The organism is Nocardia africana NBRC 100379, from assembly GCF_001612635.1.
Lineage (GTDB): Bacteria > Actinomycetota > Actinomycetes > Mycobacteriales > Mycobacteriaceae > Nocardia > Nocardia africana.
In genome coordinates this window covers 69540-87870 of the sequence record NZ_BDAV01000018.1, presented here as the reverse complement: position 1 = coordinate 87870, position 18331 = coordinate 69540, and the positions used below count along the sequence as shown (strand labels likewise).

21 protein-coding genes are annotated in these 18331 nt (G+C 68.9%); 4 read left to right on the top strand and 17 right to left on the bottom strand.

Annotation, left to right across the window (positions count from 1 at the left end):
- Entirely contained in the window at nt 1-384 is a 384-nt protein-coding gene (locus tag NA3_RS29745; protein ID WP_062967259.1) for a hypothetical protein, read from the top strand.
- Between the two features lie 8 nt (nt 385-392).
- Here NA3_RS29745 and NA3_RS29740 read toward each other — a convergent pair whose 3' ends face one another.
- The 5 genes from NA3_RS29740 to hemB all read right to left on the bottom strand — a co-directional run bounded on the left by NA3_RS29740 (nt 393) and on the right by hemB (nt 3469).
- Nucleotides 393-737: a hypothetical protein gene (locus NA3_RS29740; protein WP_062967257.1), complete on the bottom strand. Its 345-nt coding sequence runs from the start codon at nt 735-737 to the stop codon at nt 393-395.
- Nucleotides 738-818: 81 nt separating this feature from the next.
- The gene (locus NA3_RS29735; RefSeq protein ID WP_128145602.1) at nt 819-1058 is read right to left on the bottom strand and encodes a hypothetical protein; all 240 of its coding nucleotides are present in this window, start codon (nt 1056-1058) and stop codon (nt 819-821) included.
- Complete coding sequence (gene mce1N, locus NA3_RS29730) at nt 1055-1591, bottom strand: transport-regulating membrane protein Mce1N (protein ID WP_062967324.1); 537 nt, start codon at nt 1589-1591, stop codon at nt 1055-1057. Before mce1N ends, NA3_RS29735 begins: the two co-directional genes overlap by 4 nt.
- A gap of 385 nt (nt 1592-1976) precedes the next feature.
- A complete protein-coding gene (locus tag NA3_RS29725) occupies nt 1977-2462 on the bottom strand; it encodes a hypothetical protein (RefSeq protein ID WP_063917819.1) in 486 nt (161 codons plus the stop codon).
- Between the two features lie 29 nt (nt 2463-2491).
- Nucleotides 2492-3469: a porphobilinogen synthase gene (gene hemB / locus NA3_RS29720; protein ID WP_062967251.1), complete on the bottom strand. Its 978-nt coding sequence runs from the start codon at nt 3467-3469 to the stop codon at nt 2492-2494.
- A 319-nt stretch (nt 3470-3788) separates the two neighbouring features.
- Here hemB and NA3_RS29715 point away from each other — a divergent pair, with 319 nt between their 5' ends.
- The gene (locus NA3_RS29715) at nt 3789-4058 is read left to right on the top strand and encodes a hypothetical protein (protein ID WP_062967249.1); all 270 of its coding nucleotides are present in this window, start codon (nt 3789-3791) and stop codon (nt 4056-4058) included.
- Nucleotides 4059-4086: 28 nt separating this feature from the next.
- Here NA3_RS29715 and NA3_RS29710 read toward each other — a convergent pair whose 3' ends face one another.
- From NA3_RS29710 to NA3_RS29695, 4 genes are all read right to left on the bottom strand, one after another.
- Complete coding sequence (locus NA3_RS29710) at nt 4087-5649, bottom strand: bifunctional uroporphyrinogen-III C-methyltransferase/uroporphyrinogen-III synthase (protein ID WP_062967247.1); 1563 nt, start codon at nt 5647-5649, stop codon at nt 4087-4089.
- The gene (hemC, locus tag NA3_RS29705) at nt 5646-6650 is read right to left on the bottom strand and encodes a hydroxymethylbilane synthase (protein ID WP_062967322.1); all 1005 of its coding nucleotides are present in this window, start codon (nt 6648-6650) and stop codon (nt 5646-5648) included. Before hemC ends, NA3_RS29710 begins: the two co-directional genes overlap by 4 nt.
- Nucleotides 6651-6712: 62 nt before the next feature.
- Entirely contained in the window at nt 6713-8101 is a 1389-nt protein-coding gene (locus tag NA3_RS29700) for a glutamyl-tRNA reductase (RefSeq protein ID WP_062967245.1), read from the bottom strand.
- Complete coding sequence (locus tag NA3_RS29695; protein ID WP_062967320.1) at nt 8098-8973, bottom strand: redox-sensing transcriptional repressor Rex; 876 nt, start codon at nt 8971-8973, stop codon at nt 8098-8100. The genes NA3_RS29700 and NA3_RS29695 overlap by 4 nt, the downstream gene beginning before the upstream one ends.
- 354 nt (nt 8974-9327) lie before the next feature.
- Between NA3_RS29695 and NA3_RS29690 the strand changes: the two genes are divergently transcribed.
- Nucleotides 9328-9588: a glutaredoxin family protein gene (locus NA3_RS29690; protein ID WP_030516194.1), complete on the top strand. Its 261-nt coding sequence runs from the start codon at nt 9328-9330 to the stop codon at nt 9586-9588.
- Between the two features lie 81 nt (nt 9589-9669).
- Complete coding sequence (locus tag NA3_RS29685; RefSeq protein ID WP_372464288.1) at nt 9670-10707, top strand: HAD family hydrolase; 1038 nt, start codon at nt 9670-9672, stop codon at nt 10705-10707.
- 48 nt (nt 10708-10755) lie between these two features.
- Here NA3_RS29685 and NA3_RS29680 read toward each other — a convergent pair whose 3' ends face one another.
- The 8 genes from NA3_RS29680 to NA3_RS29650 form a co-directional block, all read right to left on the bottom strand.
- Nucleotides 10756-11763, bottom strand: a complete 1008-nt coding sequence (locus NA3_RS29680) for a lysophospholipid acyltransferase family protein (RefSeq protein ID WP_062967243.1) — start codon at nt 11761-11763, stop codon at nt 10756-10758.
- Nucleotides 11760-12842, bottom strand: coding sequence for an NAD-dependent epimerase/dehydratase family protein (locus tag NA3_RS29675; protein WP_062967317.1), 1083 nt, complete (start codon nt 12840-12842; stop codon nt 11760-11762). The genes NA3_RS29680 and NA3_RS29675 overlap by 4 nt, the downstream gene beginning before the upstream one ends.
- A 199-nt stretch (nt 12843-13041) precedes the next feature.
- Nucleotides 13042-13143, bottom strand: a complete 102-nt coding sequence (locus NA3_RS36370; protein ID WP_003402602.1) for a 30S ribosomal protein bS22 — start codon at nt 13141-13143, stop codon at nt 13042-13044.
- Nucleotides 13144-13373: 230 nt separating this feature from the next.
- On the bottom strand, nt 13374-13601 hold the full coding sequence (locus tag NA3_RS29670; protein ID WP_030516190.1) for a helix-turn-helix domain-containing protein: 228 nt from the start codon (nt 13599-13601) through the stop codon (nt 13374-13376).
- 167 nt (nt 13602-13768) lie between these two features.
- Nucleotides 13769-14587 (bottom strand): pyrroline-5-carboxylate reductase, encoded by an 819-nt coding sequence (proC, locus tag NA3_RS29665; RefSeq protein ID WP_062967241.1) that lies wholly within the window; start codon nt 14585-14587, stop codon nt 13769-13771.
- A 65-nt stretch (nt 14588-14652) separates the two neighbouring features.
- Nucleotides 14653-15507, bottom strand: a complete 855-nt coding sequence (locus NA3_RS29660) for a thioesterase family protein (protein WP_372464301.1) — start codon at nt 15505-15507, stop codon at nt 14653-14655.
- A gap of 166 nt (nt 15508-15673) precedes the next feature.
- Nucleotides 15674-16537, bottom strand: a complete 864-nt coding sequence (locus NA3_RS29655; protein WP_062967313.1) for a sugar phosphate isomerase/epimerase family protein — start codon at nt 16535-16537, stop codon at nt 15674-15676.
- Between the two features lie 50 nt (nt 16538-16587).
- Nucleotides 16588-18240, bottom strand: a complete 1653-nt coding sequence (locus NA3_RS29650; protein WP_062967239.1) for an Rv0497 family membrane protein — start codon at nt 18238-18240, stop codon at nt 16588-16590.
- Nucleotides 18241-18331: the final 91 nt, after the last annotated feature.

Genomic DNA, 18331 nt, shown 5'->3' with positions numbered 1-18331 from the left:
ATGCGTAAATCAGTATTCGGGATAGCCCTGTTGACAACCCTCGTCGGCTCAGTCGCGGCGGCGACTCAGGCCGCAGCCGCGACGCCGGTCGTCCAGCCCGACCAGCAGCGCGCCGGAGTCGTCCTCACCCACGACGAGACCGCCGCGCTGGGCGACGGGCCGATTCCGGCGCTGGTCACGATGGTCGTTCCGGAGAGCCGGATCGGTGCGGGCCTGAAGCCGGACACCCAGCTCTATCACGATCAGAACGGCAATGTGCACGCCTCACTGCGGCAGGTGATCGAGGAGGCGGCGAGCCACCCGGACGGGAGCGTCGTGGTGATGGCGAACGTGCCCGGATCGCACGGCACGCGCCTGCTCGACGTCTTCCAGCAGTGGCACTGACCGATCGCTCAGGGCAGCGGAACGCCCAGGCACAACAGGGCATAGCCGGTCGAGAGCAAGCAGTTCAGCGGCGTGGGAAGCAGATCCAGTAGCGAGACCTGATCGGCCTGCGGCTGCGCCGGAGTCGCGGCGGCTACCGGATCCGCGACCGTGGCGGCTGTTCCGCTCGGAGACCCGGCCGGGCCGGACACCTGGGGACCGGCCGGCACCACGGTGACTGCCGAAGTCGTTGCGGCCGACGGGTTTTCGGGTGTCGCGGTGGCCACGGCGACCGAAGCGGTACCGATCGCGGCGGCCGCCAGAAGGGTGAACGAGGTTTTCCGCACTGCTCGGGTGCGCGTCATGGTGCTCATTTTCCGGCAATACCCACAACACTCGATCCGCTATCGGGCGACGCGCCGCGAAAACGGGTGCGGCTGTGGCGAACAGGCGTGTCAGTGCGGGCGCACCGCGCACCGCACCACCAGATCGATGGCCGCGAGGCCCGCGGCCGCGACCAATACGGTGGCCAGCGCGAGCCACGGACCGGCGTAGTGGGTGGATTCGAAGGCGGGCTGATCCCCCACCGCCGCGAACCAGGTCCGATGGATACCGTGCCGCCAGCTGGGCACGGCGGCCACAGCACACACCACGACCAGCACCAGATCGAGCAGGATCCACACCCGGCGCATCACGCCACATCCTCCTTGCCCTCGACAGCCTCGTCGTCGGCCGGAGCTTCGGCAGACGGCGACTCCTCGCCGAGCCGGTCGAGTGCGGCGCTCAACTGCGCGCGCAACCGCTGATGATCGCGCGCCCATGCCTGCACCATGGCGCCGTCGCGCAATTTCAGGCCGATGCCGCGGCGGCGGCGCGGCACACCGGTCAGCTCACCCAGCGCGCGGGCCGACTGCCAGGGATCGTCGTCCCACGATTCCTCGTCGTGTTCGGGAAAGATGCGCGCGATCGAACTCAGCGACAGCGTTTCGGTGCCCTCGCGCAGCGTCGAGTCGGTGAGTTCCACGCTGACGTGGCGTTTTCCGGCCACTACCTGCAGAGTCACGAATCCTGCGAGCAGAATCGCGCAGAAGGCGAGGCCGAACCAGTGCACCGGACCGCGTCGCAGCGCGAGTTCCAGAATCAGCACCAGCAGGCAGAGCGCCGGGCCGTAGGCGACCGTTCGCCAGCGGGCGCCGGGCTCGCTGAACAGCACGGAATCCGGCCGCACCGGGGCGGTGGGTTGGGCGTCGCTCACGCAAGACCTCCGAATACGACGCGCGTGCCGGTCCGAACGGGTGGCGGCGGAGTCAGCCGACCTTCCCCGGGAGCAGCAGGCCGGCGAGGGTGAGCAGTGCCAGAAGCAGCAGCAGACCCATCACCAGAACATCGCGTCGAATGCTTTGTCGCTGCTGAATCACCACGCGCATCGATGTCTCCGATCCACCGAAGCCATCCGTGCTGCGCTCTCATCGCGGTAGCCGATCGATGCGACCACCGACCGAAAAACCACATCCGAAGAACAACGCACAACCAACGACTTTCAGTTCCCGAGCTCTCTGTGACAACCCTCACCATACATCCCGGTCGGCACGCGACAAATTCGGCCTCACGTCTCAGCTGCCGTTCGCCCGGAAAAACGCCTCCGATTCCTTTCTGCGGCAGAGGAATACGGCTCCGCAGGCCAGAACGGCCTGTAATATCGCCGCGGCCCCGATCAGCACCGCGGGGCCGCCGGAAATCGCATCGAGACCGAACATCGACCCGACGGCGCCGAGCACCAGCACCACGGTCGCCACATCGGCAATCGTGCGCGCCCACAGCCGGCCGCGACCGAGTTGGTGCACCACGGCCACCGCGCCGATGGCGACGGCGAGGCCGTAGGTGAGGACCAGCACCTCGAGAATCGAGACCACCAGCTCCATCTGCGCCACGCTGAAGTCGGGCCGCTCGCCGTGCAGCTGGTCGTAGAAGTCCTGGGCGACCTGGCGGCGATTGCCGAGGCGGTCGACCGCGCCGAGGATCAGCCGCAACACCCCGAGCGCGACCACGGCCCACCACAGCTGGCAGGCGGTACGCACATCCTCGGGTCTGGTTCGCATGCCGGGCTCGGCCGGCAGGGTCGCCGGATTCACGACAGCCAGTGCGCGGCCTCGGTGGCCCAGTAGGTGAGCACGATGTCCGCGCCCGCCCGGCGGATGCCGAGCAGCGATTCGACGATGGCACCGCGGCGGTCGATCCAGCCGCGTTCGGCGGCGGCGGTGATCATCGCGTACTCGCCGGAGATCTGATAGGCGGCGACCGGAACCGGCGAATGATCGGCGACATCACGCAGGATGTCGAGATACGACATGGCCGGTTTGACCATCACGATGTCGGCGCCCTCGGCCAGGTCCAGTTCCAGCTCACGCAGCGATTCGCGACGATTCGCCGCATCCTGCTGATAGGTGCGGCGATCGCCCTGCAGCGACGAGCCGACGGCCTCCCGGAACGGGCCGTAGAACGCCGAGGCGTATTTCGCCGCGTAGGCGAGGATCCCGGTATCGATGTGACCGGCGGCGTCCAGTCCGGCGCGGATCGCACCGACCTGGCCGTCCATCATCCCGCTGGTGCCCAGCAGTTCGGCGCCGGCCTCGGCCTGGGCCAGCGCCATCTCCACGTAGCGTTCCAGAGTCGCGTCGTTGTCGACCGAGCCGTCGCCGGCCAGCACCCCGCAGTGCCCGTGATCGGTGAACTCGTCCAGGCAGGTGTCGGCCATCACGACGGTGTCACCGCCGACCTCCTCGGTCAGCGCGCGCAGGCCGCGGTTGAGAATGCCGTCCGGGGCGCCGGCCTGGCTACCTTCCGCATCCTTGTCCTCCGGACGCGGCACGCCGAACAGCATGAGCCCGCCGACGCCCGCGCCGACCGCCTCGGCCGCGGCCTTGCGCAGCGAATCCATCGAATGCTGGTACACGCCGGGCATCGAACTGATCTCGCGCGGTTCGGCCAGCCCGTCGGCGACGAACATGGGCAGTACCAATTGCCTTGGTTCCAAGGTAGTTTCGGCGACGAGGCGACGCATCGCGGGGGTACGACGCAACCGCCGCGGGCGGTCCATTCCGGTCATAACCGCACGATACGCCGCGCGGGAGCCCGGCTCCCAGGCACCTCCCGGCCGGTTGGCGTGGGTCACACCCGGCAAATTACGGGCGATGCGGGCGCGACGCCGAAACCCGTTGCGGCGACCGGTTTTTGTCGGTGCTCTCGGGTAGAATCGAAGATGTGTTCGAGGGGATTCGTCAACAGTCGAACCGGCCTCGGTAACGCGCTACTGCCCACGGCGCGCGACCGATCGATCGGCGGTGGGACGGACTGCCCATATCCGTCCCGCCTTCGATTCGGCCCACCGACGACCCGGCGAATCTCCATCCGAGGGGAGGATTCTCATGCCCACCGCACCGACGATCATCGATCCCTACGCGCCGCTGGTGAAACAGCCCCTACCGGCCGGGCGGCCGCGCTCCTGGTACGTCATGCACAACCGCAGGTTGAAGGCCATGCGGCTGGCCATCGCCCTGCTCGATTCCGGCGTCTACCGCGCCAACCTCGCCGACAACCAGACCATCCGGCACACCGCCGAGGTCGTCGGCATCCGCCCGCCCTCGAACAAGACCTGCAGCCTCGTCCGCGACCTCATGCGCGTCCGCCGGGTGTGAGGGCTTTCGCCGCAACCTATCGAGCCGCTCAGCGGCTGCGGCGGCTCTTCTTGCGCGGCGGGGGCAGCAGGCCCTCGGCGCGCAGGTGGGCGGCGTGTTCGGCCAGGGCGTCGACCAGCGGGCCGACCTGAGCGATCTCGGGTTGCACATCCACGCGCAGGCCGAATTCGATTGCGGTCTCGGCGGTTTTGGGGCCGATACAGGCAACGATGGTGCGCGCGTGCGGCTTTCCGGCGATACCGACCAGATTCCGGACCGTGGACGAGGAGGTGAACAGCACGGCGTCGAAACCACCGGTCTTGATCATCTCCCGGGTTTCGGCCGGCGGCGGCGAGGCCCGCACGGTGCGGTACGCGGTGACATCGTCGATCTCCCAGCCGCGGTCGCGCAGACCCTCGGCCAGAGTTTCGGTGGCGATATCGGCACGCGGCAGCAGCACGCGGTTGACCGGGTCGAAAACATCGTCGTAGGGCGGGAAGTCGGCCAGCAGACCCTCCGAGGACTGCTCACCGCTGGGCACCAGTTCGGGATTGATGCCGAACGAGCGCACCTTCTCGGCGGTCGCCTCACCGACACAGGCGATCTTCACACCGGAGAAAGCCCGTGCGTCCAAACCGAATTCGCCGAACTTCTCCCACACCGCGCGCACGGCGTTGGTGGAGGTGAACACCACCCACTGGTAGCGGCCGTCGACCAGTCCCTTGACCGCGCGCTCCATCTGCGCGGGGCTGCGCGGCGGCTCGACGGCGATGGTCGGCACCTCCATCGGAATCGCACCGTGCATGACGAGCTTCTCGCTCATCTCACCGGCCTGCTCCTTGGTGCGCGGCACCAGCACGGTCCAGCCGTACAGGGCCCGCGACTCCCACCACGACATCTTGGCGCGCTTCTCGACCTCCTTGCCGACCGTGACCACCAGCGGTCCGACCAGCTCGGAGGCAGCGGAGTTCAGGGTGGCCAGCGTCGCCTCGATGGTGCGCTGCTGCCGGGTGGTGCCGCGCACGGTCACCGCCACGGGGGTCTGCGGTGCGAGACCGTGCTCGACCAGCGCGCTCGCGGTCTCGGCCAGGTGGCCGGAGGTGGCGTGCAGAACCAGCGGGCCGGGAGCGGCGGCGACGGAGGCCCAGTCGACCTCACCGCGCACGTCGACCTCGGTGTGCGAGGAGCCCAGCGCGATACCGGCATAGGCCGGAACAGTGGTCGCCGACGGCAGCCCGGGCAGCACCTCGAAGTTCATATGCGACCGGGTGACGGCGTTGACCTCGGAGATCACCGAATCGGTGGTCATCGGATCGCCCGAGACCAGCCGCACCACATCATGTCCGGCACGGGCCTCGTGGACCAGCGTCTTCGCGACCTCGGCCGGCTCGCCCAGCGCGGGGCGCACGTCGACGGCGGATTCGCCGTCGGGGCCCGGTTCGACGGCGGTGCCGATCATGGCAAGCACGCCCTTGTCGACATCGGGGTCGGTGAACGCCAGCCGGGCTCGTCCCAGCACCTCGCGGGCGCGGACCGTGAGCAGTGCCGGGTCACCAGGACCCGACCCGACGAACAGAATCCGACCGGGATGTTTCTTGGTGGCTCGGCTCATGGCTTGTTCTCCATCGGGCTGGGATTGGTGAAGTCGGACGCGCCGGCGGATACCTCGCCGGCCAGCAGGTCGCGCGCCCCCAGCTCCAGGAGCTCACGCGCCAGATCGCGGCCCAGCTGCTCTGCATTCGCGAGCGAGCCGACCGCCGAGGCCCGGATGACATCCGAACCGTCGATCGCCGCCGCGCCGCCGCGCAGCGACAGTTCCTCCACCACGCGGCCCTCGTCGTCGAGCGATTCGACGACTTCGGCGAGCGCGCCGACCGGCGCCGTGCAACCGGCTTCGAGTTCGGCGAGCAACGCGCGTTCGGCGACGACCGTGGCGCGACTGCCCGGATCGTCGAGGGTGGACAGGATGCTGACGAGATCGCTTTCCTCGCTGCGGCATTCGACCGCGAGCGCGCCCTGGGCCGGTGCCGGCAACATCTGCACGGGCTCCAGAGCCTCGGTGACCGAACCGAGCCGGTCCACGCGGGACAGCCCGGCCCGCGCGACGACCACGGCGTCGAGTTCACCCTCGGCGACCTTGCGAAGTCTGGTGTCGATATTGCCGCGCAACGGCACGATCTCGAGACCGAGGCCGAGTGCGCGCAACTGGGCGGCACGCCGCGGCGCGGAGGTGCCGATCCGGGATCCGGCGGGCAGTTCGCCCAGCACCAGGCCGTCCCGGGCGACCAGGACGTCACGCGGATCCTCGCGCGGCGGTATCGCGGCGATGGTGAAGCGCGGGTCGGGCGCGGTGGGCAGGTCCTTGTAGGAGTGCACCGCGATGTCCACGGTCCCGGCGGCCAGTTCCTCGCGCAGCGCGGCGGTGAACACGCCGACACCGATCTTCTCGACCGGGTCGGAGGACTTGTCGCCCGCCGTCTTCACGATCACCAATTCGGCGTGCTGCCCGGCGGCGATCAGCGCGTCGCGCACGGTGCCGGCCTGGGTCAGTGCCAGCACGCTGCCGCGGGTGCCGATCCGCCACGGGGCGTCCGTGGTACCACGTCGCGTCATGTTGTGCTCCTGGGTGTCGACCCCGGTGGCCGCGCCCCCGAATGCGGTGGCCGTATCAGCGCTCACTGCGGATGCCCCTGTTCGTCTCCGAGATGGCTCGTGGTGAAGTCGTCGGCCAGTTCGCCGCCGAGCGTGGCGATTTCCATCGGCGCCGCAACAGCTTGTGCCGCACCGGGTTTCAATTCGAACAACTCACGCAGCGCCTCGGCGTAGCTGCCGCCGCCGGGCGCCGAGGCCAGCTGCTTGACCCGCACCGTGGGGGCGTGCAGCAGTTTGTCGACCACCCGGCGCACCGTGCGGGCCACCTCTTCGCGCTGCGGATCGCCGAGGTCGGGCAGTTTGGATTCCAGCCGCATCAGCTCCGCCTCGACCACCTCGGCCGCGCGCTGGCGCAGGGCCGCGACGGTCGGGGTCACCTCGGCCATCCGCTGGCCGGACAGATATTTGGCGAGTTCCTCGGCGACCAGGGCGCGCGCGGCGCTGGTGTCGTCGGCCGCCGCACCCGCCGCGGGATCGCGCTGCAGCGTCTCCATGTCGATGACGGTGACATCGGGCAGCCCGGCCACCGCGGGGTCCACATCGCGCGGCAGGCCCAGATCGCAGATCACCATCTGATGTCCGGCGCGGGAGACGTTGAGCGCCCGGTGGGCGTCGGCCAGGCTCACCACCGAACCGACCGCGCCGGTGCTGGTGATCACGATGTCGGCATCGGCCATGGCGTTCACCAGATTCGACAGCTCCATCGCGGTCGCCGGTGCGCCGTGCATGGTGGTCGCGGTGTGAGCCAGCCGCTGGGCCCGCTCGAGAGTGCGGTTGACCACGACGATTCTGCCGATTCCGGCCCGAGCCAGATGCGCCACCGACAGCCCGCCCATCGCACCCGCGCCGACCACGACCGCGGTGCGGCCGGCCAGATCGCCGAGCACGTTCGCGGCGCGCTCCAAGGCGACCGACACCACCGAGGCGCCCGCGCGGTCGATCCCGGTCTCCGAATGCACCCGCTTGCCGACGCGCAGGGCGTGCTGGGCCAATTCGTGCAGGGTGCGCCCGGCGGCCTGCTGGGCGTCGGCGGCGGCGTAGGCCGAGCGGATCTGGCTGAGCACCTGCTGCTCGCCGACGACCATCGAATCCAGACCGCTGGCGACCGCGAACAGATGTTCCGCCGCCGCCTCGCTGTAGCGCACGTAGGCGTGTTTGGTCAGTTCGGGCAGCGGCAGATCGGAATGCTTGGCCAGCAGATCGCCGACCTCGGCCAGGCCGCCGTGGAAGGCGTCGACCACGGCGTAGATCTCGACCCGGTTGCAGGTGGAGACGATCATCGCCTCGGAGATGTGCTGGGAGGCCAGCATCCGATCGGTCAGCTTGGGCCGGTCCTCCTCGGTGACCGCCACCTTCTCCAGCACCGCCACGGGAGCGCTGCGATGCGAAATTCCGACGAGAAGCACACTCATGGTGCGACCACCGATCCCTTGCTGGTTGGCTCCGTTGCCGAATGCGAGGTTGTCTTGTGGGGTGTGGGCTGGTGGGCCGCGCGTCCGGCCATCCGGCGTCCGATCGGGGTGGATACCGCGTGCACGGTCTCCCCCGCGGCGACGCGCTCGGTCGCCGGCGGCTCGGATGCCTCGAGTTCCGCGCTGCGGGCGCGCTCGAACGACAGCATCTGCAGTTCGACGGCGAGGTCGACGCGGCGGACCTCCACGGTGGCCGGAACCGCCAGGTTCACCGGCGAGAAGCTGAGAATGCACTGCACCCCGGCGGCGACGAGTTCGTCGCAGACGCCCTGGGCCGCGGCATCGGGAACGGTGACCACCGCGATCGTGGGGGCGAGTTCGGCGACCGCGGCCCGCAGCCGGGCGGTGTCGAGCACCCGCAGCCCTGCGACCGAGGCGCCGATCACCGCGGGATCGTTGTCGAAGATGCCGACCATGGTGAATCCGCGCCGCGAGAATCCGCCGTAACCGGCCAGCGCCCGGCCCAGATTCCCGGCGCCGACCAGGATCACCCGATGGCCGTCGGCCAGGCCGAGAACGCCCTCGATGCGGTTGCGCAACTTGGCCACGTCGTAGCCGACGCCGCGAACCCCGTTGGGGCCGAGGAAGGATAGATCCTTGCGAAGCTTGGCCGAACCGACACCCGCCGCGACAGCCAGTTCTTCACTCGATACGATGAGCACACCCTCGTCGGCCAGGACGGCGAGCACTCGGAGGTAGGTGGCCAAGCGGGTCACCGTCGCCTGCGGGATGTCCTTGTTGATGGATTTGCCGGAAACGCTGTTCAGAGCTCTGCCGGAGACGCCACCTGGCGTCTCATGCTGCTCTGTCACGTCGTTCGGCTCCTCGTCCGGCCGGGGGGTAGTGTCCGGGTTCTCGCTTGGTCCGCCGCCGACACCGGGCACGGGCATCGGTATCGGATCGGTATGGGTACACAGGGGTGCGGTTGCGTCCGCCGCCAGAAGCAGGCGGGTCGCGTGTCACCACCGTAACCGCTTGTGAAGCCCTGCACAAAGTCGGTGAATTCAGTCACTCTCCACTCGTCGGCTTCACGAATGCCTGCTCACATTCAACCGCCGCGGAGCACCGGCTTCGGGGCAGGCACGCCGGACCGGTGATTTCCCGCGCGAATCCGGCGATTCGCGGCTAATCGCAGGTCTGTCGGCACGGTGGCATTTAATGGCGATATGAGTACTGCCACGCATTCGGTGACTTTGCTGACCCGCGAGGGCTGCGGTATGTGCACGGTCGCACTGACGCAACTGCGCGCCATCTGCGCCGACTTCGGGCTGGAACCGGCGACCGTCGATGTGGACGCGGCGGCGGCCACCGATCCGTCGCTGCGCGCCGAGTTCGGCGACCGGTTGCCGGTGGTACTGCTCGACGGCCGTGAACACAGCTACTTCGACGTGGACGAATCCCGGTTGCGGGCCGATTTGAGTCGCTGAGCACACATCGCCGAGCAGCCGTCGGGACAACGCTGTACTCGGCTAATGTTGGAGTGTTCGCGCGAACGGGCGGAGGTACTGGTGCCGGAACGATCGAAAGATGCGAGGACGGGCTTCATCGCGGGCAGGTTCGGCGAATTCCCGGCGCGCTGGGGGCAGGGGCTGTCGGATCAGCTCACGCGGATCGCGCGCAGCCCGTTCGGGCCCAGCGAGGAGGAGGTACGCGCCAACCTCGCCGGTGAGGCCAGTGCCGATGCCGCCCTCGCGCTGCACGACGCGGAATTGGCCGAAACCTATGGCGCCGAAGCCGACTCGGAATTGCCGCCGCATGCGCGCCCGCCGCGCGACCTGACCGCTGCGGCATTTTTCGACGTGGACAACACGATGGTGCAGGGCGCCTCGATCGTGCACTTCGCGCGCGGCCTGGCGGCGCGGAAATATTTCAAGACCTCCGACCTCGTCGATATGGCCTGGAAGCAGGTGAAATTCCGGGTCACCGGCAAGGAAAGCCAGGGCGATATGGCCAGCGGTAAGGAAAAGGCGCTGTCATTCATCGCCGGCCGCTCGACCGCCGAACTCGCCGCGCTGGGCGAGGAGATCTACGACGAAATCATCGCCGACAAGATCTGGCCCGGCACCCGCGCGCTGGCGCAAATGCATCTGGACGCCGGTCAGCAGGTGTGGCTGGTGACCGCGACACCGGTGGAACTCGCACAGGTCATCGCGAAACGCCTGGGGTTGACCGGCGCGTTGGGCACGGTCGCCGAAAGTGTGGACGGAGTCTTCACCGGACGGCTGGTCGGCGACATTCTGCACGGCCTGGGCAAGGCACATGCGGTGCGCACGCTGGCCATTCGCGAGGGTCTGAATCTCAAGCGCTGCACGGCCTATTCCGACAGCCACAACGACGTGCCGATGCTCTCGCTGACCGGTACCGCGGTGGCGATCAACCCGGATTCGGACCTGCGTGAGGTCGCCAAGAATCGCGGCTGGGAGATTCGGGATTTCCGCACCGGGCGCAAGGCCGCCAAGATCGGCGTGCCCACCGCATTGGCGCTGGGTGCGGCCGGTGGCGCGGCGGCGGCCGTGCTCACCCGCAAGCGCGAACAACACGGCTGAGCCTCCCCGCCGCGGCGGGGAGGCTCGGTCTTCCACCGGCTTTCCCGGTCAGCCGGTGAACGGGTTACGCCGCTTGGCGAGCAGTTTGTAGAGCGTCTGCTGGATGGTTTCGCGGACCTGATCGGTGACCTCGAACATCGTCATCGGATCGTCGGCGGCCTCGGCCGCATAATCCTCGGTCGCGATGGGCTTGCCGAATTCGATGGTCCACTTCGACGGCAACGGGATCGCGCCCAGCGGTCCCAGATGCGGAAATGTCGGAGTCACCGGGAAATACGGCAATCCGAGCAGGCGTGCCAACGGCTTGATATCGGCGAGTTTCGGATAGATCTCCTCGGATCCGACGATCGAGCACGGAATGATCGGCACGCCGGTTTTCACCGCCGCCGAGACGAATCCGCCGCGACCGAAGCGCTGCAGCTTGTAGCGCTCCGAATACGGCTTGCCGATGCCCTTGAAGCCCTCGGGGAACACGCCCGCGACCTCGCCCGACCGCAGCAGCCGCTCGGCGTCGGCCGGGCAGGCCAGGGTATGGCCGGCCTTGCGGGCCAGCCCGCCGACCACCGGCGTCTCGAACACCAGATCGGCGGCCAGCAGGCGCAGCGACCGGTGGGCGGGGTGCCGGTCGTGCACGGCCAGCTGCAGCATCAGCGCGTCCAGTGCCACCACGCCGGCGTGATTGGAGACCACCAGCGCACCACCGGAGGACGGGAGGTTCTCGATGCCGTTGACGTCCACCCGGAACCACAGCTCCGACAGTGGCCGCAGACTCGGAAGGATGACCGATTCGAGCAGATGTTCGTCCCGCCCGAATTCATCGACCTGGTAGTCCCCGGTGAGGCGGCGGCGGGCGAAATCGGCGGTATTGCGAATACCGTCGGCCACCGCACCCCGCACCAGATCACCCAGCGAGCGCGGCGCCGCCGATTCGGCCAGCCGCTCGGTCAGCGAGGTCACCGGCTGCAGGGCCGACTCCGGCCAGCGCCGCGATGCCGGGCGCGGCCGGGCCTCGAAATCCGTCTCGTGCAGGTGAATGACTTTGGCCACGTCGTTCATCGATGTGCTCCTGTCCCGGCCCCGACGAGGCCGAGGAGTCTGTTTTCTGCAGCGTCGATCCACCGCGGATCGATGACGGGCCGCAACGCTGCGCCCCCGATGAAGTCGTCGAACGCCTGCACCGTCGTCCAACGCGGTGCGAAGCCGAGTTCGGTACGCATTCTCGTGGTGTCCAATCCACAGCCGAAGTGGAAGTAATCGACCTGCTCGGTGGTGAACTCACGCATCACCGGGCCCATGAACGACCGGCCGACCGTTTGAAAAACGCTCATCGGTACCGGTAGTTCGACGCGACCCGCACGGCGGATGGCCTGCGACAACGCCAGCGCTCCGTCACCGGCGACATTGAAGGTGCCGCCGGGTGCGGAATGCGCGGCATGCGCCAGCACCGTGATCGCGTCCTCTTCGTGCAACAGCTGCATGCGGGGGTCGCGGCCGAAGATCGTCGGCGTGATCGGGGAGCGGAAATACTGCACGCCCCGGCCCGCCAGACGCGGCCCCACTATCGGTGCGAATCGAAGGATTGCCGCGGCGATATCCGGACGCCGGCGCGCCATTCCGCGGACGAATCCCTCGACCTCGATCATGTCGCGCGCGAACCAGCCTTTCGGCGGCGTGCGCGCACTCATTTCCTCGGTGAATTTCGCCGGATCCTTCGGACCGCAACCGTAGACCGCCGAGGAGGAGCGGACCACGACACGGCGCACACTCGGCGCCTTCTGGCAGACCGCCATCAACTGCATGGCGCCGAAGACGTTGTAGTCCTTCATCGCCGCCCGGCCGCCACCGGCGGGCGGGCGGGACAGTACGGCCGGATGCACGACGGTGTCGACCTTGTTTCCGTCGATCACCTTGCGGATCAACGGATTTCGAATGTCGGCGCGAACGAACTCGGCGCGCCCCATCCGGCGCAGCAGATCGCGGCTCGGCATGCGAGCGTCGACGGCGATGACGCGTTCGATCGCGGGATCGGCCGCCAGCCGAGTGACGACATTGCCGCCGAAGAAGCGGCTCGCGCCGGTGACGAGAACGACTCTGGGCGGCTGGTCGTCGCGGCCAGCCGTACGCCCGTCCCGCATATCCGAACCCACGCCGAATCCCACCTGTGCACCCCTGCTTGGCTAGTTCCGCTCACCAGAGTAGCGGCTGTTACGGAGGCGGCCGAGAGTATTTACCAGGATCTAACGATGACTTCAGTCACCGGAAACAAATGCTAAAGCCCGCCACCCCAAACGGTGGCGGGCTTCCAGCTAATTTCCAGCGTGTAAGTAGTGCAGTTTACTTGCCGAGTTTGCGACGCTGCACGCGCGTACGGCGAAGCAGCTTGCGGTGCTTCTTCTTCGACATCCGCTTACGGCGCTTCTTGATCACAGAACCCATAGGGTTGTTCCTCGCGTTCTCTCTCTACCCTCGGCACGCACGCCGGTTACGTACGCCCATCTTCCGGTTCGCTCGGCGGCCGCCTGGCAACCAGTGTTCAGCTCCCGACCTGACCCAGATCGGCAGCGGGTAACACAACGGTGGTTCATCGTACCGGGCCAACCCACGGCGAACGAAACGGGCACCGCTGTGCCCGGTCGCCGACACCGCCGACCGGCGTTCGCACGCTGCTATCCGGCGTCGAAGTACGACGTCTGCAGGTAGTCGTGCACCGCCTTGGCGTGTACCCGGAACGATCGACCGACTCTGACAGCGGGTAGTTCTCCCGAGTGAACCAGCCGATACACGGTCATCTTGGAAACCCGCATCAGATTCGCCACCTCGGCAACGGTGAGGAACTGTGTTCCTCCACCGCCGATGACAGGACCGGAACTCGCAGAGCTGTTTCCAGACATCATTGCACCACTGACCTCCGGCACGTCCGCGCCGCCGGCTTCCCCACCGGCGGAACAGACACGCACGTGCTCCCCCGAGCTTAGCGTTACCAGTGGGATTGCTGCGACGGGTGGGAGAAATAGCAGTGTCACCAGCGGATGTCACGTCACACCCGGCGGCCACTCCGCGGTTACTCGCCGGTTGCCCCCTGTTCGACCGAGCGGCGCTTGGCCGCATGCAGCGCCTCCCAGAACGCCGAGCGCACGCCGCCGCGCTCGAGCTCGCGCACGGCCGCCGCGGTGGTCCCCGCCGGCGAGGTCACCGCGGCACGCAACTCGGCGGCATCCTGACCGGATTCCTCCAGCAGCGCCGCCGAGCCGAGCATGGTCTGCACCACCAGTTCGGTGGCCACGTCCCGGGTCAGCCCCAGGCCGACACCGGCCTCGACCATGGCCTCGACCACCAGGAAGAAGTAGGCGGGCCCCGAGCCGGACACCGCGGTCACCGCGTCCATCTGGCTCTCGGCGACGGTGACGACCTTGCCGACCGCACCCAGCAGCTCCGAGACCGTATCGAGCTCGGCGGATTTGGCGTAACGGCCGGCAGCGATCGCGCTCATGCCCTGGCCGACCAGCATCGGGGTATTCGGCATGACCCGCACGACCGGGAATCCGGCGGGCAACTTCGACTCCACCCGGGCGGTGGTCACGCCGGCGGCCAGCGACACCAGGATCTGATCGCGATCGTTGTCGAGTTCGAGTTTGCCCAGTTCGGTCAGCACGGCGTCGACATCGTGCGGCTTCACCGCGACCACCAGCACGTCCGCACCCGTCGCGGCCTCGGCCAGACTGTCGGTGACTCGGATGCCGAACCGCTCGCTCAACACCTGCGCGCGGGCCGTCACCGTCTCGACCACGACCAGATCCTTACCCGGCCGCCCGGCCTCGAGCAGCCCGGCAATCAACGCCTCGCCGATCCGTCCGCCACCGATCACCGCAATTCTCGTCATGAGGCCCAAGGCTATCCGTGCGCGACGGCCGACGCGGGGCAGGGGCGATCAGCGGGGCAGTGCGGTCAGCGAGGAAGGGGAATCAGCGCGAGCTGGCGCGTCTGTGCCACCACCGCGCCCGTGCTGTCGAGCACCAGCTGATCCTCGTCGAACATGCGCTCGCCGATTTCGTGGGCGGTCGCGATCACCCGCAGCCAGCCCGGCGCGGGACGACGCCGCAGATAGGTGGTGAGCTGCACGGTCGGGGCCCAGCCGAACCGGCCCATATTCATCGGCACCGGCGGGCTCATATCGCCGGCCATCATCGCGAAATACGCGGCGACGTCCGGGTCGCTGCCGTCGGTGGCCCGCGGGCGGATCCACAGGCGCAGCCGCGGCTCGCCGCGCTCGCCGGACAGGAACCGCGCCCAGGACGGATCGATCGCCACCGAGGCGCCGCGCGAGACGTTGACCAGCCGGCCCATCGGAGAATCCGGTGCGTCGTAGCCGAGGGCGTCGGCCGGCGGCTCCGGCGGCATATCCGCCACGACCTCGCGCCGATAGGCCGGTTCCGCGTCGTCGAGGTGGCCGAAGGTGAACGCCGAATGCACCAGCGTGCGACCGTCCTGGACCAGATCGGCGTCGACCAGGCAGATCTGGCGGCCCGTCTTGCGGATACGGACCACGTACTCGACCTCGCCCGGGTCCGGGGCGCCGAGGAAATCGGTGCTCGCCGCGATCGGGAGCATCGCGGCCAGATCGGGGTGCGCGGTGCGCAACCGGGTCGTGGCAGCGGCCGCCGACGAGGCGACCATGGTGCCGCCGTGCAGCTTCTTGCCGATCGTCCACACCGGATCGATGACGCCGCGATACCGCGCGAGCTCCGCGGACGTCTCCACCTCGGTCACCGCGCACACGCGGCTGAACGGTGCGTCGTCCAGTTCCGGTCGTACCGTCTCGACCGCCAGGTCCGTCACCCGCCGCTCCTCTCCGTGTGCCCAGCCGGTTCCGGCCCGGCTCGTACACCGTATAAGTCTGCCGGACGGCCGCATGATTCCCTACCGGGTGTGACGAAGCTGTACGGCGGAAGCCGATCGACCCGGCCGATCAACGCTGCCGGGTCGGTTCCCGCCCCGGCGCCGGCTGCAGGTTGTTCAGATGTGTGCGCGCGAACCGCAGCGCTCGCCCCAGCATCGCCGCGCGGTCGGCGGTGGTCCGTGCGTTCTGAGTGTTCACCTCGATCACGGCGTGGCCGCGAAAACCGTTGCGCACCAACGATTCACACACTTCCACACAGGGTTGCCCACCCTCGCCGGGAACCAGGTGTTCGTCGTGGGCGGCGCCGCGGCCGTCGGCCAGGTGCAGGTGCGCCAGACCGCTGCCCATGCGTTCGGCCAGCATCAGCGCATCCATCCCGGCGGTCGCGGTATGCGACAGATCCAGGGTGTAATTCCGGAATCCGGTGTCGGTCGGATCGTAGGACGGACTGAACGCCGTCACCGAAAGTCCCGGTCCCCCACGGCGTTCCAGCCGGCGCGCCGACCCGGAGCGGCGCCCGAACAGGGTGTCGGCGCGCATGGGGAACATGTTCTCCACCGCGACCACGACCGGACTGCTGTCCTCGAGTTCGGCCACCTGCTGGGCGAAGCCCTCCGCGTAACGCCGCTGCCAGCGGAAGGGCGGGTGCACCACGACGGTCGCCGCCCCCAGCGCCTCCGCGGTCCGCACACTGCGTTCGAGTTTGGCCACCGGGTCGGCGCCCCACACCCGCTGTGAGATGAGCAGACAGGGCGCGTGCACCGCCAGCACCGGCACCGCGTACCGGCGCACATACGATTGAACGGTGGCGATGTTCTGGCTGGCCGGTTCGGCCCAGACCATCAATTCCACGCCGTCGTAACCCAATTCCGCGGCATACCGGAACGCCGCCTCGGCATTCTCCGGGTAGACCGACGCCGTCGACAATCCCACCTGAACGGTGGTCCCCACCTGATCGCTGTGCCCCACTTGCTGCTCCCTGCTCAGTTCGTGCTGAGAAGAAAGGCTAGCGGTCCGAGCGTCACGAAGATGCCCACAACGACCGCGATCACCGTGCTGAGGATGTCGTCGGTGCGGCGCAGCACGCGGACCAGCGCCACCAGACCGAGAATCACGACCATCGCCAACACCAGGGCCAGGAACGGCATGACGTCCCACATCTGCTCGAAGCCCTTGAACAGCAACATTCCCGCGACGGCCGCCCCGACGGCCTGACCGCCGAGGATCATCCACTGCCGCCGGTTGAGATCGTCGACCGAGCCGCGGCGGGAAGCGGGCCGGCGGGGAGCCGGCCGGCTCAGCTGCGGCAGTTTGTCGCGCAGGGAGAAGCTGCGCGAGGCGGCCCGGCGTCGGCGCGGGGTCGGCTCGACCTCCTCGTCGTCGAGCAGATCGTCGTCGTAGTCGTCCTCGGGTTCGTCGAGCTCGACCGGTGCGTAGAACTCGGTGCGCGCCTCGGCCGGATCGAGGAGATCGATCACCCCGCGACGCGGCCCACGATCCCGGCGCGCATCGGACCCGCGCCGCTCCTCGCGTGCTCCAGCATCGCGCAGCAGATCTCCGGCAACGGTCTGCCCGGACAGCAGCGGCTGCTCACGGGCGGCCAGCGACCATCCCGGCGACCGGTCCCCGGCCGGCTCGTCCTCGTGGCCGCCGGGTTCGGGTTCGCCGAAATCCCGGGGAGCCGGAGCCGGAGCACCCGGCCGCCGCCGCGCGGACCATGCCGGAAGTCCTTGACGTGCGTCGGCGCCGTTGCGGCCGCCCGCGGGTGCATCGGCCCCGTCGCGTCCCGGCTTCGTGCCGTTGCGGCGCGGCAGATCGGCGCGCCCCGGTGTCGGGAGCTCGGGCGCACCGAATTCACGACCTGCCGGAGCGCCGAATTCGCGGTGCGGAGAAGGGGTTTCGGGCGCGCGCGGCGGCGCCCAGGCCGCGGTGGGCGGTGTGCGGTCGGTTCCCATTCCGCCCTGGAACGGCGGCACCATCACGGTGTTGCTCTCGTCGGGATCCGGCCGATGCCGGCGCCCGGGCCGACCGGACTCCACCGGTGTCTCCGGGGCGGCGAACGAACCCGCCGCCTCCCGTTCGGCCAGCGCCTCCCGCAGTTCGCGGCGAGCGCGGCGACCGGTGGGCGCCGGTGCGGAATCCGCGCCGAACGGGGCCGGCGCCCCCTCCGGCGCGGCGTGCCGGGTGGAATCGGGCTGAACGCCGTATCCGGGAGCGTCGAATCCGGGGGCCGCGCCGAAGTCCGGCGAGGAGCCGTATCCGCCCGGAGAGTCGAACGAGCTGGGCTGGAAGCCGTTCGCCGCGTACCCCGTCGGCTCCCAGGAATTCGGCGCGCTCGGCGCCTCCGGGGCGGCGGCCAGGGGATCGTAGAAACTGATCGGGCCGGACAGCGGTGATTCGGCTTCGTACCCGGGTACCGAGAGCTGGAAGTCCGGCATCGGTTCCGGCTCCGGCTCGGACTCCGGAGCGGCGTGCGAGGAGGAGCCCTCCCGGACCGCCGGCAGGTCGCCCGTCAGGTCGGTGACCGCGATGCCGCGGCCGCCTCTGCGCCGGCGTCCGCCGCCCGACGCCGGAACTCCCTGGCCGTTGCGCGCCAGCAGTTCGGCGACCGACAGCTGGGTCGAATCCTCACTCATGCCGGCTCCTTTCGGTCGTGAACCGCTCGCGGCGCGGTGACGCCGGGCTGCCGCCTCCGCTCCTGCCGTTCACGACGGATCCTCTCCGATT

Coding starts and splice junctions, on each gene's coding strand:
- NA3_RS29745 (WP_062967259.1), top strand. CDS start 1: ATGCGTAAATCAGTATTCGGGATAGCCCTGTTGACAACCCTCGTCGGC.
- NA3_RS29740 (WP_062967257.1), bottom strand. CDS start 737: ATGAGCACCATGACGCGCACCCGAGCAGTGCGGAAAACCTCGTTCACC.
- NA3_RS29725 (WP_063917819.1), bottom strand. CDS start 2,462: ATGCGAACCAGACCCGAGGATGTGCGTACCGCCTGCCAGCTGTGGTGG.
- hemB (WP_062967251.1), bottom strand. CDS start 3,469: ATGACCGGAATGGACCGCCCGCGGCGGTTGCGTCGTACCCCCGCGATG.
- NA3_RS29715 (WP_062967249.1), top strand. CDS start 3,789: ATGCCCACCGCACCGACGATCATCGATCCCTACGCGCCGCTGGTGAAA.
- NA3_RS29710 (WP_062967247.1), bottom strand. CDS start 5,649: ATGAGCCGAGCCACCAAGAAACATCCCGGTCGGATTCTGTTCGTCGGG.
- hemC (WP_062967322.1), bottom strand. CDS start 6,650: ATGACGCGACGTGGTACCACGGACGCCCCGTGGCGGATCGGCACCCGC.
- NA3_RS29700 (WP_062967245.1), bottom strand. CDS start 8,101: ATGAGTGTGCTTCTCGTCGGAATTTCGCATCGCAGCGCTCCCGTGGCG.
- NA3_RS29690 (WP_030516194.1), top strand. CDS start 9,328: ATGAGTACTGCCACGCATTCGGTGACTTTGCTGACCCGCGAGGGCTGC.
- NA3_RS29680 (WP_062967243.1), bottom strand. CDS start 11,763: ATGAACGACGTGGCCAAAGTCATTCACCTGCACGAGACGGATTTCGAG.
- NA3_RS29675 (WP_062967317.1), bottom strand. CDS start 12,842: ATGCGGGACGGGCGTACGGCTGGCCGCGACGACCAGCCGCCCAGAGTC.
- NA3_RS36370 (WP_003402602.1), bottom strand. CDS start 13,143: ATGGGTTCTGTGATCAAGAAGCGCCGTAAGCGGATGTCGAAGAAGAAG.
- NA3_RS29670 (WP_030516190.1), bottom strand. CDS start 13,601: ATGATGTCTGGAAACAGCTCTGCGAGTTCCGGTCCTGTCATCGGCGGT.
- proC (WP_062967241.1), bottom strand. CDS start 14,587: ATGACGAGAATTGCGGTGATCGGTGGCGGACGGATCGGCGAGGCGTTG.
- NA3_RS29650 (WP_062967239.1), bottom strand. CDS start 18,240: ATGAGTGAGGATTCGACCCAGCTGTCGGTCGCCGAACTGCTGGCGCGC.